Below are 16,379 nucleotides of genomic sequence, written 5' to 3'. Positions count from 1 at the left end.
CCTGACTTAAGCATTAGGAATTTTTTTAGGAATATTCTTAGGTGGCAGTTTGTCAGTTATCAGGAGTCGTTATGCCTTCACTGCAGGATAGCCTGCTGATCTTTTCCGATCTCGACGGCTCGTTGCTCGATATTCATACGTACGAGTGGCAACCGGCCATGCCCTGGCTGGACACCCTCCAGGATAATCAGGTGCCGGTTATTCTCTGCAGCAGCAAGACCGCGGCAGAAATGCTGGATATCCAGCAGGATCTGGGTCTGGAGGGGTTACCCTTCATAGCTGAGAATGGCGCGGTGATTCAGCCCGACGTGCGCTGGGAGACAGGTCAACGCCACATCAGGGGGATGACGCACCGTGACATTCGACCGCTGATCGACCAGATTCGCCAGCAGCGGGGCTTTAAATTCACCACCTTTGATGACGTCGACGAACGGGTTATCAGCGAGTGGACGGGGCTGACGCGCTATCGTTCGACCCTCGCGCGCCGACACGAAGCCTCCGTCACGCTCATCTGGCGCGACAGCGATGAAAAAATGGCGCAATTTGACGCGGCGCTGGCGCAGTGCGGCCTGAAATGCCTGCAGGGAGCCCGCTTCTGGCATGTTCTGGATGCTCGCTGCGGTAAAGACGTTGCGGTTGACTGGCTGATTGAGCAGTACCGTGCGCGGGAAGGCATCGTGCCGGTCACCCTGGGGCTCGGCGATGGTCCAAATGATGCCCCGCTGCTGGACAGCGTGGACTACGCCGTGGTGATTAAGGGCATTAACCGGCAGGGCATCACGTTACGTGACGATAACCCCGCCCGGGTGTACCACACGCAACAGCCCGGACCCGCGGGCTGGCAGGAGGGGCTGGATCACTTCTTATCCTGATCGTGCCAGAACACCCGGTTGCGCCCGCACTGCTTGGCCTGATACAACCGGGCATCCGCCACTGACTGCAGCTGTTCGAAATCGTAATTGTCCTTTTCCTGGGCGCTACTTACCCCCAGTGAGGCACTGATACGCACGGTGGTACTCTTTTTCACCAGGATCTCTTTACTGTTGATGCGTGAGCGAATGCGTTCCGCAATCCCCCTCGCCTCTTCAAGCCCGCTGCCGGGCAGTACCACGCAGAACTCTTCCCCACCCACGCGTCCGGCAACATCATTCTTGCGCAGTGCGCTGCCAATCAGGCCCGCGGCATGGGAAAGCACTTTGTCCCCGGCCTGATGGCCAAAGCGATCGTTAATGCTTTTAAAATGGTCGAGATCGATTTGAATCACCGAGAACGGCAGCGACTGCTGCCGACATTTTTCCGACAGCATTTTGGCACGCTCAAACAGGGCACCACGGTTATTCAGGCGGGTGAGCGGATCGTGCCAGGCCTGCCACTGCAAAGAGTGCTGAAGCGTGTACATATTGCTGACCATCCGGCGGATAACCAGCCACGAGATAAGAAGCATGGCGGTGAAGAGTGCCCAGAGCAGCGCCAGCACGATACTGATACTGCCGAAGTCCCCCTTCACGCCTTCATGAAGGGTATGAACGCGTAAAATCACACCATCGAAGTGATCGAGCCGCTCCCAGCTGATAAAGCGGCTTCCGAGGCGGATCCCCCCGCCGGTATCGTTCTCGATTGCGTGTGCTATCTGCGCCGTTTCGCGTTCGTCAAACCGGTTCACCAGGCTGCCGGCCTCTTCTGACGTGGCAATCATATTCAGCCGGGTGTCGTACAGCTGATATTCCCCCTCTGTACGCTCTTGCGTTGCCTCTTCCAGCAGATGTTTCATGGTCTTCAATGAGAAATCCATCGCCACAACGCCATACCAGTAATGGTCAAAATAGATCGGCACGCTGGCCGTGATCATCCGTTCACCACCGGTCCAGGACGACGGGCTGGAGATAAACCAGCGCACCGCGCGAGCGTGATTGTTACGTTCAGACTGCTGGGTAAACCACGGCTGGGTAACCAGATAGTAATAGCGCTGGCTAATATCACTCGTCTGTTCAGGCGCGTCCGTCGCAAGGTAAAACCCGGCGCGTGACGCATAGATTACCCGCTCTTCACTTTGCCCCACCGAGGACGCCAGTCGGAGTAAATACCCCACTTCGAGGGCGGCAGAAATTTCATTGCTGATACGCTCAGGATCACGATTCAACAGCGTGGTTTTTTCGACGAACGCATCCGACACGCCGTTAATGGGGAGAGTGCGTTTTTTATCAACGGCGAGCTGCCAGCTGGGGCGCGTGCGAAAGGCGTTAAAGCGTGAAATCGCTTCATACAGGACATCAAAGGCCAGCGGCGTCTGGATGGCATCACGCATGCTTTTGCGGAAAAAAAGCATTTTATCCACGCTGTACTGTAACTGCCGGTCCAGCGAAGTGGCTACCGTTTCCAGATGATTACGCTGGCTGGAGATATACGCATCTTCCAGTACCACCACCTCTCGCCAGGTCAGGAGCGTGGAAAATATCAGTACGATGAGAAAACAGAGATTAACAATCAACCCCGGATTGCTACGCATATGCAGCCATTGCAGAAAAGATCGTCTTACAACAAAGGTCTCGCGCTGCACACACACTCCCTGATTACTGCCCGACGCCGGATACGGAAGGTAAAAACGCCCGGCAAAGCCGGGCGTTATGTCATTAAGCCTTGTCTCGCTTGCGCTGCCCGTCTCCCGGCTGAAGCTCATCTTCACGGAACGCTTCCCGCTTGATGCTATAACCGTCGTGCCACCGGCATTCCACCATACCGCTGGAATACCCGGTGACAATCATACGTGGGCCGCCCTTCTTAGGCTTAACTTCATCACTGACCAAAAAGACCATACCTGCCTCCTGTATCAGGGTGAAACGTTTTCAATTTAGACGAGGAATGATCTTTTTGCACCCCGCAACAGGTAACAATTAGTGCGACGTTCCGCGGATTTTTTCGACCAGTTTTACGGCCCCAACCACGATAATGCCAATGATAAAGCCCAGCACAAGATTAAGCAGCGTGGGCAGAATTGCCGCCACTATGCTGCCCTGCGCCGAGGCGAAATGTTCAATAGCATGATGCAGCGGCGCGATACCGTGTACCACAATACCGCCTCCGACAAGGAACATCGCCAGCGTGCCAACCACTGACAGGCTCTTCATCAGCCAGGGCGCGGTTACCAGCAGGCTTTTACCGATACCTTTGGCGATAGCGCTCGATTTTTCTTCCAGCCAGTAGCCGATATCATCCAGCTTAACGATAAGCCCCACCAGCCCGTACACCCCCACCGTGACCAGAATGGCGATCCCGGAGAGGATCAGGACCTGGTTCAGAAGCGGTGCTTCAGAAACAATACCTAAGGTAATGGCCACGATCTCCGCCGACAGAATAAAGTCGGTACGAATGGCACCTTTCACCTTATCACGCTCGAAGGTTTTAGGATCCTGCGCGGCCAGCGCCTCAAGACGCTGCTGGCGCATTTCCGGCGTGTCGCTGTTCTTACGTGCGGCGAACGAGTGCAGGATCTTTTCAGCGCCTTCGAAGCATAAAAATGCGCCGCCAATCATCAGCAACGGCGTGATCGCCCATGGGATAAACGCGCTGATCAGCAGCGCAAGCGGCACCAGGATCACCTTATTCAGGAATGAGCCTTTCGCTACGCCCCATACCACCGGTAATTCACGGTTGGCCCGAACGCCGCTCACCTGCTGGGCGTTGAGCGATAAATCGTCTCCCAGAACCCCGGCGGTTTTCTTCGCCGCCAGTTTTCCCATCACCGAAATGTCATCCAGTAAGGTGGCAATATCATCCAGTAATGTTAATAAGCTACTTCCTGCCAAAATCTCATTCCTTCTTTTTTTGGTAATTAAGTGAATAGTATGGAGCAAAAGTGTAAACCCGGAAACAGGCACCTCGCGTCAACAAAAAATTCACATCAACTACACAATTAAAGGGCTCGCCAGCCCGATAGTTTTGGCGTTTACTGTCAGCGACCTTTTCATTTTGTCGCGAGGGATTATGCGTTTCCGGCAACTGCTACCGCTCATTGGGGCACTTTTTTCGCTGTATATCATCTGGGGTTCCACCTACTTTGTCATTCGTATCGGCGTAGAAAGCTGGCCGCCGCTCATGATGGCGGGCGTACGCTTTCTCTCGGCGGGCGTGTTACTGATGGCCTTCCTGCTGTTACGGGGCCATAAGCTGCCTCCGCTTCGCCCGATGCTCAATGCCGCCCTGATTGGCCTGCTACTGCTGGCCATAGGGAATGGGTTTGTGACGGTCGCCGAGCACCAGAACGTGCCGTCCGGAATTGCCGCCGTCGTGGTCGCGACCGTCCCGCTGTTTACGCTGTGCTTTAGCCGTCTTTTCGGCATCCGCACCCGCAAGCTCGAATGGGTAGGGATTGGGATCGGGCTTGCCGGGATCATCCTGCTCAACAGCGGCGGTAACCTGAGCGGAAATCCGTGGGGCGCAGTGATTATCCTGATCGGCTCCATGAGCTGGGCATTTGGGTCGGTATACGGTTCACGAATTGAGCTACCGACCGGCATGATGGCGGGCGCGATTGAGATGCTCGCGGCGGGAATTGTGCTGCTGATTGCCTCAACGCTGACGGGCGAAAAACTGACAGCCATGCCGGACCTTTCGGGCTTCCTGGCCGTGGGTTACCTGGCATTATTTGGCTCTGTCATCGCCATTAACGCCTATATGTTCTTGATCCGCAATGTCTCGCCGGCGATCGCGACCAGCTACGCTTACGTGAACCCGGTGGTTGCCGTACTGCTGGGCACCAGCTTTGCGGGCGAAACGTTATCTCCGGTGGAATGGCTGGCGCTGGGCGTGATTGTCTTTGCCGTTGTGCTGGTAACGCTGGGGAAATATCTGCTTCCTGCGAAGCCGGTTGTTACGCCGTGTGAGGTGGAGAAACCGTAAGCGGGTGAATACCCTGGGTGTCGATCTGCGCGGCCTGCCCGCCGCCGCAGATCCACTCTTCCAGCCGTTCTGTCAGGTCGGCATCGGTACGTCTTAATCTGCCGCGCAGCGCGCACTCCCAGACAATCAACACCCGCCAGCCCTGCGCGAGAAGCGTGCTAAGGTCACGGTTGTCCCGCGCAACGTTCTTGCCAATCTTCTCCAGCCAGAAATCCGTACGCGTCGCGGGAACCTTAAACAGGTAGCAGTCGTGGTGATGCCAGAAACAGCCGTGGGTAAAGATGATGCATTGATACGCATCGATAACGAAATCCGGACGGCCCGCAAGCGCGGCATCCTGCACGCGGAAATCAAACCCCGCCTCGGTCAGCAGCCCGGCTAGCCGCTTTTCAATGGCGGTATCACGCGTGCCGATGGCACGCATGTTTTTACTGCGCGTCGCCTTATTGTGAACATCCATCATTGACGGCCTCACTCTCACGTAACGCCACGGCCTGTCTGATGCGGGAGGCCAGCAGTTTTGCCACCGCCGCAAACGCGGGAACGACCACCGAGTTACCAAACTGCCGATAAGCCTGGGTGTCCGACACCGGAATGCGGAAGGTGTACCCCTGCGGGGTCTCAAACCCCATCAGCCGAGCGCATTCACGCGGCGTTAAGCGGCGCGGACGGTGACGCTGGTTATCGGGATCGTCAAACTCTTTCTCCCCCAGCGCTTTGTCCCAGCCCCGGTCGATCAGGATCTCTGCGCCATCTTTATAGTAGCGAGCGGACAACGTGCGCGTCACACAGTGCGGATCGTTCGGATTAACCATCCCGAAGCCAAAACCGTTGCCTTTGGCCTGGTGTTTTTTCGCATAGCGGTAAAGGTATTTCCACAGCACCGGGGTGAGGATAAATTTCGCGTCGACGACAGGCTCCAGCAGGTCGGCCACGGTTGGGCGACGCGCAGGATATAAAGAGGGAATATCCCGCAGGGTAAAATCCCCCTTCAGGTTGAGGTCGCGGCGAAAACCAACCAGCACAATGCGTTCGCGGTGCTGCGGCAGGAAATATTTACCGTCGATGATTTTCGGGTCATCCGCGCCCATATGCTGAGCATCCGCTACGTCATACCCCAGCTCATCGAGCGTTTGCATGATAATGCGGAAGGTCTTTCCGCCGTCATGGCTCTTGAGATTCTTGACGTTCTCCAGCACGAAAATCGCCGGACGACGGGCATCGATAATGCGGACAACATCAAAGAACAGCGTGCCTTGCGTATCGCAGGCAAAACCGTGGGCGCGTCCGAGGGCATTCTTTTTCGACACGCCGGCCAGCGAGAAAGGCTGGCACGGGAAGCCCGCCAGCAGGACATCATGGGCCGGAATTGACTGGCGAATGTGCTCAGCCGCCTCTTCATCACTCACGCCGCTTTTGTGGCTCAGCGTAACATCACGGATATCGGCGTTGAAACGGTGTTCATGGGGATCGCAGTACCAGTTGGCTTTGTAGGTACGGACCGCATGTTTGTTCCACTCGCTGGTAAACACACACTGCCCGCCAATCGCCTCAAACCCGTGTCGAATGCCGCCAATGCCGGCAAACAGATCGATAAAACGGAAGGCATAGTTTGGGTGCGCGGCTGAAGGACGCGGAAGCAGGTTTTGCAGATAACGAAACTCGCCCTCACTCAGACGCTGCCCTGCCCGCTCGCTGGTCAGCAGTCTCTTCAGGATTGCCGGGCTCCAGTGGCTCTCACCGTGCGCCACCAGCTGATTCGCCAGCGTTTTAGCATCATAGATATCCAGCAGCTGGCGCAATAAAGCCTGTACCGTTGCCGTTGATTTCTCAGCCTGCTCTGGCGCGGGCTCACTCACTGATCGATTTTCCTGCATTCTTTTAACCGGAGAATAAAGACTGGAAACAGATTACCACAGTTCACTCGCTCAAACTGCGACGGAAGCGGCTCAGCACCTGGGTATCCAGCCCCAGGCAGTCGCCCTGTAATTCGGCACTTAATTTCGCCATAAACTGGATGAGAAAATCGGCGTTGTGTTGCGCAAGTTCGCGCCCCACGTCTGTGTGCATTGTATCAGGCAAGCGCAGCAGCTTGGTCTGAAAATGGTCGAGGGCAAAGGCGCGGTCATTAAGGGTGCGCGCGTCGGCAAACGGGTCTTCAGCGTTAAAGAGCGCCACGCCCAGCGCCCCCGATACCGCAAAGACGCGCGCAAGACCAATAGCACCAAGCGCTTCCAGCCGGTCAGCATCCTGAACAATTTTGGCTTCAAGACTGTGCGGCGCGATACCGGCGCTAAAACTGTGCGCTTCAATGGCATGCTCCACGGCCGCATAGCGTTCAGAGGAGAAATCCGGAAAATCGCGACGCAGAATATCGAGCGTCTTGCTGGCCGCCAGACGTGATGACTGGCTGCGTTGGGGATGGTTTTTCGGCAGGCTGACAATGTCATGGAAATAACAGGCGGTCAGTACCACCAGTGAATCGACCGCCTGGTTCGCCATGATTGTTTGCGCCGTCATCCAGACACGACGAAAGTGCGAAATATCATGCGCGGCGTCGTGGGTCGCGTGGTTTTCATCGAGCCAACGCTCAAAGCGAGACTGCCACTGCGTAAGTTCCATCATCACGTCCTGTTGTTAAAACGGCTACAATAGCAACTTTCCCCGCCGCTATCACGGCTTGTCCTGACAGGGACGCGTGTACCCTGCATTCCCGAGGAAATATATTTAATATCAATTGGAGATATTAAATAATACTGCCGCTAAATACTTAATGATAATTTATTTCTATATATCCTAAACTCTAATTCACCAGAAAAATAAAGCGACAGATAGAAATGTTTTGCAATATTTCTACGATTTTAATTACATTTATTTTTGAACCAAAATGACATTGCGTAGAATAGTATCAATTCTGTAATGACAGAGAGTGATTACATATATTCATATTAATTATCTTTAAAGGGAATATATAATGAAAAGAAAAGTTCTGGCAATTCTCGTACCCGCGTTATTAATGGCTGGCGCAGCACATGCAGCTGAAATGTATAACAAAAATGGTAATAAAGTTGATCTGTACGGTAAGATCGATGCGCGTCATACCTTCTCTGATCACCCTGGGGATGATGGCGATGAAACCTATGTACAAATTGGTTTCAAAGGCGAAACACAAATCACTAACGATGTTATTGGTTATGGCCAGTGGGAATATAAAACCTACGCCAATAATACCGAAAGTGCCGGTGATACTTCATTTAACCGTCTGGCGTACGCTGGCCTGAAATATGGCGAATACGGTTCATTCGATTACGGTCGTAATTACGGCGTCGTGTATGATGTTGAAGCCTGGACCGATATGCTGCCCGTATTTGGGGGCGATTCTTATACCTGGACCGACAACTTCATGGTCGGCCGTGCAAACGGTGTGGCGACTTACCGTAATGCCGATTTCTTCGGCCTGGTTGAGGGTCTGAATTTTGCGCTGCAGTATCAGGGGGCAAACGAAGGTCAGGACGCAACAGAAGATCAGGAAGGGACCAAGAACGGTCATAACGACGTGCGTTTCCAGAACGGTGATGGCTTCGGTATGTCCACTAGCTATGATTTCTCCGGCGATCTGTCTGGCCTGACCTTAGGCGCGGCCTACTCCTCTTCTGACCGTACCAATGAGCAGGAAGCGAAGGGTATACAAGACAGCGCACGTTTCGCCGGCGGTAAGACTGCGGAAGTGTGGACCGTTGGCGCGAAATATGATGCCAACAGCGTTTATCTGGCGATGATGTATGCGCAAACCCGTAATATGACGCCATATGGCGATACCGGGATTGCGGATGAGACGCAGAACTTTGAAGCCGTGGCACAATACCAGTTCGACTTCGGCCTGCGTCCGTCCCTCGCATGGGTTTACTCCAAAGGCAAGGACATGACTTATCCTGGCAATGCGGGTAACCCACAGGGCCAGCATGGCGACATGGATCTGGTTAACTATATCGACGTCGGTATGACCTACAGCTTTAACAAAAACTTCTCCACCTATGTTGATTACAAAATCAACATGCTGGACAACGACGAAAGCTTCTACGAAGCAAACGGCATCTCTACAGATGACATCGTTGGCGTAGGTATGACGTACCAGTTCTAACTTCCCACTATGATAAAAGCCCGCATCGCGGGCTTTTTTTATTCAACAGAGAAATGTTACGGAGCTTCCTGCAGTGCCAGACGAATAAAGCCGTTGTTCTGCGCCAGCAGTTCATGCGCCTTCCAGGCATCCAGCCCTGTCAGCACCATCAGCACCGCTGTTTTACAGTTATGGTTGCAGCTCTCCAGCGCGGCTTTCGCCGCTGACCGGGTGCATCCCCCCGCTTCCATGACGATGGCAATTTGCCGTTCAGACCATTTGGTGTTGCTGGCGTCCAGATCCACGCGCAGGTTGCTGAATACGCGTCCGGTTCGAACCGCCAGGCCGGTGGTTATCATGGTCAGGATCATTTTTTGTGCGATCCCGGCTTTGGTATTGATATAACCCGCGATCGCGTCCGCGCCAAGCTCCGGGGCAATCACCATGCTCGCCAGCTGTGCGGCTTCACTTTGCGCGTCATCCGTAATAGCCGCGACCGGGGAACCCAACGACCACGCATGGCGCATCGCGCCCCAGACCCACGGTGTTTTGCCGCTGACGGTGACCGCCAGCATCATATCCTGTTCACCAAATTTGATGGCCTGCAGGTCGGCGACACCGCGCTCGTAGCTGCCCGCCTCCTCTCCCGCCGTTATGGCGATCACAGGCGTTTTTCCCGGGGCATACTCATCGGCTGCCTGCTGCGCGACACGACCTGACGGGCCGGCGCCAACAATGACCAGACGACCACCGTGACTCAGGGTCGCAGCGGCGTTATCCACCACGCGGGCGATCGTTGTTAAACATGGGGTTATTGCAGCGGAGATGAGGGCATCATCCTGGTGAATGACTTTCAGCATGTCCAGCGTGGACAATCTATCGATATTCATCGTGCTGGCGTGCCGTCTTTCCTTGACCGAACCGGTAAGCGTAATGCTCATAAACAACCTCCTTATTATGAGTACCCCTACACTATAAAGTGTTTTAGACAGGTGACCTGCGAGGAGGGTCACGAAAAGAGGACCGAATCCATGCCTTTACATGGCTTTAAGAAACGCGCGTCATCGGCGATAATTACCCCTTTCTTAATCATCGCGGAGTTTTGATGAGCGATTTGCAGCCCTTCCCCCTGACGCGCAAGCGCCCCATGAAACTGAACACCCTGGTCACGTTAATGGTGTGCGCGATTATCGGTTCTGTGCTGCTGTTGGTATTTGCGCTCTATTCCGTCCAAATCACCCGTGCCACCCGCGATGATGTTAAGGATACGGCCCTTGGGATCGCGCGAACGCTGGCCGACAGTCCCGAAATTCAACGCGGTCTGATGCAGGCTCCCCAGGCGGATATTATTCAGCCCATCGCCCAGGCGGTCACCAGGCGCAACGACCTGCTCTTCACCGTGGTCACCGACATGCGCGGTATTCGTTACTCGCACCCGAACGAAGCCCTGCTAGGTCTGCACTTTATCGGCGATGACCTGACGCCCGCGCTGGAAGGAAAGGAACATGTCGCCGTTAACCGGGGTGCCCTCGCCGAAGCGCTTCGCGTCTTCACCCCCGTCTTTGATAGCCAGCACGAGCAGATCGGCGTGGTGGTGGTCGGTATCTCCCTTAAAAAAGTGGAAGATCAGATTGCCCGCGGGCGGCTTAACGCCGTCTGGACCATATTATTCAGTATATTGATGAGCTCGCTGGCCATCTGGGGCCTGGTTCGCGTGCTCAAACGTATCCTGTTCGGCCTTGAGCCGTATGAGATCTCGGCGCTGTTCGAACAGCGGCAGGCGATGCTGCAGTCGCTTCGCGAAGGGGTACTGGCCGTGGATATTCAGGGGCGGGTGACGATGATTAACCACACCGCCAGAGAAATATTGCTTCTGCCTTCCGGCAAACAGACCGAAAATGCCAGTGCTCCCCTGCTGGCAAGCCTGCGGGAAGTCTCGAAGAGTGGCATTGCACGCAAGGATCAGGAGATCAGCTGCAACGGGCGACTCTTGCTGTGCAACATGGTACCTGTTAAAAGCCAGGAGCGGGTTATTGGTGCCATCACCACTTTTCGCGATAAAACGGAAATCAGCCAGCTGATGCAGCGTATCGATGGCATGGTCAATTATGTCGATGCCCTGCGCTCCCATACGCACGAGTTTATGAACAAACTGCACGTGATCCTCGGTCTGCTGCATATGAAGCGCTACGACAAACTTGAAGAGTACATCATCCAGACGGCGCATAATTATCAGACCGATATTGGTACCATTCAGAGCAAAGTTAAATCTCCGGTGATAGCCGGGTTCCTGCTGGGTAAAATCAACCGGGCTAAGGAAGCAGGGATCGCCCTGACGCTGGCCGATGAGTGCCAGATACCGGATACCGCCAACGAAGAGCAGGTTGCGGTGCTGATTACCGTGCTGGGTAACCTCATTGAAAACGCGCTCGACGCGATGGAAGGACAGCAGGAAGGCGAAATTGGCCTGCTGCTACATTATCAGAATGGCTGGCTCAGTTGCGAAGTCAGCGACGATGGCCCCGGTATTGATCCGGCTCAGCTCGAGGCTGTTTTTACAAAGGGCTTCTCAACCAAAGGCGAAAATCGCGGCGTTGGGCTGTTCCTTGCTCGTCAGCAGATCCAGAACCTGGGCGGAGACATTACCGTCGAGTCTGAGCCTGGCGTATTTACCCAATTTTTTGTTCACATCCCCTGGGATAGCGAGAGGAATATCGCGTGATAAATGTGTTAATTGTCGATGATGACGCCATGGTGGCCGACCTCAACCGTCTGTATGTCAACCGTGTTGAAGGCTTTAGCTGCTGTGGCGTCGCCTCCACGCTCAACCAGGCCAGGGCCATCATTAACGACCCCAGCCAGCCTGTCGATCTGGTGCTGCTGGATGTCTATATGCAGCAGGATAACGGGCTGGATCTCCTTCCCGTCATCCGTGCCTCAGGCCGGCCGATCGATGTCATTATGATCTCCTCCGCCGCCGATGCCGCCACCATCCAGACCTCCATCCATTACGGTGTGGTGGATTATCTGATTAAACCGTTCCAGTTCCCGCGTTTTGAAGAGGCGCTGAACGGCTGGAAGGCAAAGCACAGCCTGATGGGATCGCATCAGTACTATGAGCAGGCCGACGTCGACAGATTGATCCACGGCGGTGCGCCGGAACTGGCGGACAGTAAAAAACTGCCGAAAGGGTTAACGCCGCAAACGCTGCGTACGATTTGTCAGTGGATTGATGCGCACCCGGAGACGGAGTTTTCCACCGATGATCTGGCAAACGCGGTCAATATTTCACGCGTGTCCTGTCGCAAATACCTGATCTGGCTGGCGCAAATCAACATTCTGTTTACCAGCATTCACTACGGTGCCACCGGGCGGCCGGTGTATCGCTATCGCCTGCAGCCCGAACAGACGGCACTGCTCAAGCAGTACTGTCAGTAACGCGGTAGCTGTTATCCAGCAAGGTAAAGCGGAAGTGGTGCGCTGAAGAGAGCACCACTTCTTTTGTTTTGGTCACGAAGATTGCTTCAATGTCGGGTCGTGCACGCAGCGCTGAACAGCCTTTACTGACGCCCATGCCGTACATCAGCGTGGTCCAGATATCACCATCAATGGAGTTTTTCGAAATGATGGTGACGCTGTCCAGTTCGTTATCCAGCGGATAGCCGGTGCGCGGGTCAAGTATGTGGTGATAACGCCTGCCGTTCTGCTCAAAAAAGCGTTCGTAGGTACCCGATGTCACCACCGACATGTTCTCTACGGTCATCGTACCGATCAGCGCCTCCCCGGCGAACGGTTTTTTGAGCCCCACGCTCCAGCCCCCTTCCGGTGAACCCAGCGTCTGGATATTACCGCCAAGATTTATAAGCCCCAGTTGAGCACCCTCTTTACGCAGGTAATCGCGCACTCTGTCGGCGATATAGCCTTTGGCGATGGCCCCCAGATCAATCTCCATGCCCGCCCGGGCCAGGAACACGCTGCTGCTGGCCTCATCAAGGACCACATCCTCAGGATGGGTAATGGCGAGCAACGACGCGATTTCATCGGCAGGCGGAACGCTATCTCCCCGAAAACCGATTTTCCAGCGTTTCACCAGCGGGCCGATGGCCAGGTTAAATGCGCTGTCCTTGAGCTGGCTTGCCGCTTTCGCACAGCGGATAAGCTCAAAAACCGGGCGACTGACGGTGACAGGATGCTGACCGGCAGCATGGTTGATATCCATCACCTGCGAGCTGGCACGGTTGACGGTCAGCAGGTCTTCATACTGTTTAATCAGTCTAAAAACGCGAGAAGCGAGGGCTTCATCATGAGCGAAAAGCTTCAGGAGAATGGGCGATCCCATCAGAACGGCGGAGTAACTGTAGACGCGGTGGTCAGAAGACATGGTGCAAGCTCCCTGGTTGAAATGCCGGATACACGGTGCGTATCCGGCATACCCTTACGGCTGACTTACGCCCTTTTCGCGCGCATCGCCGCCTGATGTCCGGCAAGCGTACCAAAAATAATGATATCTGCCACCGCGTTACCCCCGATACGGTTACCACCGTGGATACCACCGACCACTTCACCGGCCGCAAATGCCCCTGGCAGCACGTTGTGGTTGCTGTCCAGTACGCAGGTTTCGGTGTTAATGGTCACACCGCCCATGGTGTGGTGCACGCCCGGCGCAATCTGAATGGCATAGAATGGCCCTTCGTTGATTGGTGCACGCAGCGCGGTCGTACGGCCAAAATCGTCATCGTGCTGTTTTTCAACAAAGCCGTTGTAACGCTCCAGGGTCGCCAGGAAAGCGTGGTAATCCATACCCAGGGCTTCAGCCAGCGCTTTAGGTGAGCTGGCGCTAGTGACAAACCCTTTGGCGATGTACTCATCTGCCGCTTTGTTTTTGGCGCGGACGTGCTCATCAAAGACGATGTAAGCGTATTTCTCCGGCAGGGCGATAATTTGTGCAGAGACTTTATCGCGGGTTTCCATCTCGTTGAAGAAACGGTTCCCCTGCTGATTCACCAGAATCGCCCCGCCACCGCGGATGGATTCGGAAATCAGGTACGAGGTTTTCTGCTCAACGGTTGGGTGGATCTGGATTTCCCCCATATCGACCGTACCGGCGCCAATACGCTCCAGCAGCGCGATACCGCCCCCTGTCGCCCCTTTGTGGTTGGTGGTCACGAAACCTTCCAGGTCAGGACGGTACTTAACCACCATCTGGCTATTGGCGCTGAAACCACCGGTAGCCACAATGACGCTTTTGGTTGCTACGGTAAGGGTTTCGTTTTCTTCCGTGGTCAGACGTACGCCGGTGACTTCGCCGTTCTCGAAGAGAATGTCGCTGACCGACGTATCGAGCATAACCTCGATGTTGCGTTTGTTGACGTTACGCACCAGGCCGCTAATCAGATAGCCGCCCACCGCAGAACCGTCTTTTGGACGGTGAGTACGGTCGATGCTCATCCCGCCGGTGGTGGTGATGTCGTTGAGCATAATGCCGCGGGTCGCCAGCCACTCGATCGCCTGTGGGGCATTTTCCACAAAGCGGCGCAACAGTTCCGGGTTGTTCTTGTTTTTACCGCCTTTCAGGCTTTCCTGATAAAACAGCTCTTTGCTGTCCTGAATCCCTTTCACCCGCTGGAAGCGTGTTTCCGCGGCGTTCATCCCCGCAGACGCTTTAATGGTGTTACCGCCGATGGAGGGCATTTTCTCAACAATCAGCACGCTTGCGCCTTCGTCATGCGCCTGGATTGCTGCGGCCAGACCCGCGCCACCGCTACCGACCACCACAACGTCAACGCTTCGGGTCTCGTTCGGGTCGACACCCTCTTCGGCTGCCAGCGCTTTGCTGGATTTCAGCATGGCTTTGGACACCGCTTTTTTGACCGCTTCACTCTGGCTGGTTGCACCGGTAATGGCATCCACGTGCGGGGTGTTTGCATCCAGAATACGGGTGCGGATCTCTTCGAAGCTGGTGACAAACTCAACGTCCTGGGTCGGGCCAGAAGCCAGTTCAATGTCGGCGATGCGGTCGGTCTCCAGGCTGACGTTAATCACCAGTTCGTTGCTATCGTCCCGAACATTCTCAATAAACATGCCCGGTTTAAATTTCGATTCACCCATGCTCATATCGCGGATCATCGCCTCCACCAGCGAGAAACGCCACAGCGGCTCAGGGATGCTTAGCGCTTCGCGTCGGGTGCTGTCCATAAACAGTTCCAGCGTTTCTCCCGCCGCGATGCGGTCTGTCCAGTCCGGGTAGGCGATGGTGGCGCGGCCTACGGCGATAAGATCGTAGCCATGTTCCAGCGCCTCGTTCGCATCCGCGGCATTGACCACGCCACCGACGCCCATGACCGGCACCTGCGTCAGCGTGTCAGAACGCATTGCGCGGTATTTTTCGATAAGCGGGGTCGGATCCTGCGTGTCGACAATAGAAGGACGCAGGGTTGCGCCAACGGAGAAGTGCAGATAATCCACACCGCGCGCGGCCAGCTTTTCCAGCAGGTACATGGTGTCTTCAAAGCGGATGCCCGGCTCTTCCAGCTCTTCAGGGGAGAAGCGATAGCCGATGATAAAGGCGTCATCGGCGTACTGGCGCACCATTTTATGGGTGATGTCGAGCACGGCCAGCGGGAATTTCGCGCGGTTATCGCGGCTGCCACCCCACTCGTCGTCACGCTGGTTAGAGTTTGGAGAGTAGAACTGCTGAATCAAATAGGTGTTGGCCCCATGGATTTCAACGCCATCGAAACCCGCCTGAATCGCACGGCGTACTGCTTCACCGAACTTACCGATCATCCCTTCGACTTCTTCCCCCGTCAGGGCAACCGGCGTGGCGGCGCCGTCACGTGGCGCGGCAACGGCACTTGGCCCCACCGGCGTGCGGCCACCGATCAGTTTCGGATCAACCATGCGGCCGCCGTGGTAGATCTGCAGCAGCGCTTTAGATCCTTTGGACTTAATCGCCTCAGCGATCTTCGCCAGCCCGGCGATTTTCTCGTCGTTATCAATGCCAATCGCACCCGGGAAGGCGAGACCGAGATCGTCAACAAAGCAGCACTCAACAATAATGGTACCAATACTGCCTGAGCGGGCGCGATAGTACTCAACCAGCTCGCTGGTCACCGTACCGTCGTAATAACCGGTACAGGTCGTCATAGGGGCCATTAACAAACGGTTTTTCAGTTCGGTACCATTCGGTAATGTGAAGGGGCTTAGAATACGTTCGTTAGTGCTCATAATAGAAACTCCAAACTTTAAAATTAAGAATTCGTTATCGGGCTCAGTTTTATTTCGATTTTTTATTCCGATGTCATAATACTAATATAATGATTTTTTTAGTTTCTAAAGCTATTACGTTAGTTAAAAAACTATT

14 protein-coding genes are annotated in these 16,379 nt (G+C 54.9%); 5 read left to right on the top strand and 9 right to left on the bottom strand.

The annotated features are described in order from the left end of the window. Positions 1-71 precede the first annotated feature (71 nt). A complete protein-coding gene (locus BJ887_RS04365) occupies positions 72-872 on the top strand; it encodes a mannosyl-3-phosphoglycerate phosphatase-related protein (protein ID WP_044857332.1) in 801 nt (266 codons plus the stop codon). On the opposite strand, the gene dgcQ is transcribed toward BJ887_RS04365, so the two are convergent. The 3 genes from dgcQ to BJ887_RS04350 form a co-directional block, all read right to left on the bottom strand. After that, positions 857-2,557, bottom strand: a complete 1,701-nt coding sequence (gene dgcQ / locus BJ887_RS04360; RefSeq protein WP_121339372.1) for a cellulose biosynthesis regulator diguanylate cyclase DgcQ — start codon at positions 2,555-2,557, stop codon at positions 857-859. The genes BJ887_RS04365 and dgcQ overlap by 16 nt on opposite strands. A gap of 73 nt (positions 2,558-2,630) precedes the next feature. Further along, positions 2,631-2,813 (bottom strand): YodC family protein, encoded by a 183-nt coding sequence (locus tag BJ887_RS04355; protein WP_014170745.1) that lies wholly within the window; start codon positions 2,811-2,813, stop codon positions 2,631-2,633. 78 nt (positions 2,814-2,891) lie between these two features. Beyond that, complete coding sequence (locus BJ887_RS04350; RefSeq protein WP_020883330.1) at positions 2,892-3,803, bottom strand: DUF808 domain-containing protein; 912 nt, start codon at positions 3,801-3,803, stop codon at positions 2,892-2,894. A gap of 178 nt (positions 3,804-3,981) precedes the next feature. On the opposite strand from BJ887_RS04350, the gene yedA reads away from it, so the two are divergent. Then, positions 3,982-4,896, top strand: a complete 915-nt coding sequence (yedA, locus tag BJ887_RS04345) for a drug/metabolite exporter YedA (protein ID WP_020883329.1) — start codon at positions 3,982-3,984, stop codon at positions 4,894-4,896. Here yedA and BJ887_RS04340 read toward each other — a convergent pair. The 3 genes from BJ887_RS04340 to BJ887_RS04330 form a co-directional block, all read right to left on the bottom strand. After that, entirely contained in the window at positions 4,868-5,359 is a 492-nt protein-coding gene (locus BJ887_RS04340; protein ID WP_121339371.1) for a very short patch repair endonuclease, read from the bottom strand. The two genes, yedA and BJ887_RS04340, sit on opposite strands and share 29 nt — an antisense overlap. Continuing rightward, entirely contained in the window at positions 5,340-6,755 is a 1,416-nt protein-coding gene (locus BJ887_RS04335) for a DNA cytosine methyltransferase (protein WP_121339369.1), read from the bottom strand. Before BJ887_RS04335 ends, BJ887_RS04340 begins: the two co-directional genes overlap by 20 nt. Before the next feature lie 61 nt (positions 6,756-6,816). Beyond that, positions 6,817-7,518: a phosphohydrolase gene (locus tag BJ887_RS04330; RefSeq protein ID WP_121339367.1), complete on the bottom strand. Its 702-nt coding sequence runs from the start codon at positions 7,516-7,518 to the stop codon at positions 6,817-6,819. 352 nt (positions 7,519-7,870) lie between these two features. On the opposite strand from BJ887_RS04330, the gene ompC reads away from it, so the two are divergent. Further along, on the top strand, positions 7,871-9,037 hold the full coding sequence (gene ompC / locus BJ887_RS04325) for a porin OmpC (RefSeq protein WP_044858312.1): 1,167 nt from the start codon (positions 7,871-7,873) through the stop codon (positions 9,035-9,037). 56 nt (positions 9,038-9,093) lie between these two features. Here the strand turns inward: ompC and BJ887_RS04320 are convergent, their stop codons facing one another. After that, complete coding sequence (locus BJ887_RS04320) at positions 9,094-9,957, bottom strand: N-acetylmuramic acid 6-phosphate etherase (protein WP_020883324.1); 864 nt, start codon at positions 9,955-9,957, stop codon at positions 9,094-9,096. 164 nt (positions 9,958-10,121) lie between these two features. Here BJ887_RS04320 and BJ887_RS04315 point away from each other — a divergent pair, with 164 nt between their 5' ends. After that, positions 10,122-11,738, top strand: a complete 1,617-nt coding sequence (locus tag BJ887_RS04315; RefSeq protein WP_020883323.1) for a sensor histidine kinase — start codon at positions 10,122-10,124, stop codon at positions 11,736-11,738. Continuing rightward, positions 11,735-12,454, top strand: coding sequence for a two-component system response regulator DcuR (dcuR, locus tag BJ887_RS04310; RefSeq protein WP_014170753.1), 720 nt, complete (start codon positions 11,735-11,737; stop codon positions 12,452-12,454). Before BJ887_RS04315 ends, dcuR begins: the two co-directional genes overlap by 4 nt. On the opposite strand, the gene BJ887_RS04305 is transcribed toward dcuR, so the two are convergent. Together BJ887_RS04305 and BJ887_RS04300 are read right to left on the bottom strand one after the other, a co-directional pair. After that, positions 12,435-13,397, bottom strand: coding sequence for an FAD:protein FMN transferase (locus BJ887_RS04305; protein ID WP_121339365.1), 963 nt, complete (start codon positions 13,395-13,397; stop codon positions 12,435-12,437). The two genes, dcuR and BJ887_RS04305, sit on opposite strands and share 20 nt — an antisense overlap. 65 nt (positions 13,398-13,462) lie before the next feature. Next, the gene (locus tag BJ887_RS04300; RefSeq protein ID WP_121339363.1) at positions 13,463-16,243 is read right to left on the bottom strand and encodes a flavocytochrome c; all 2,781 of its coding nucleotides are present in this window, start codon (positions 16,241-16,243) and stop codon (positions 13,463-13,465) included. Between the last annotated feature and the right edge of the window lie 136 nt (positions 16,244-16,379).

This window comes from Enterobacter sp. WPR_3_1 (assembly GCF_003635055.1).
In the GTDB taxonomy this organism is placed as follows: Bacteria; Pseudomonadota; Gammaproteobacteria; order Enterobacterales; family Enterobacteriaceae; genus Enterobacter; species Enterobacter ludwigii.
The sequence above is the reverse complement of the archived record's forward strand: the minus strand, read 5'-3'. Positions and strand labels throughout refer to the sequence as shown.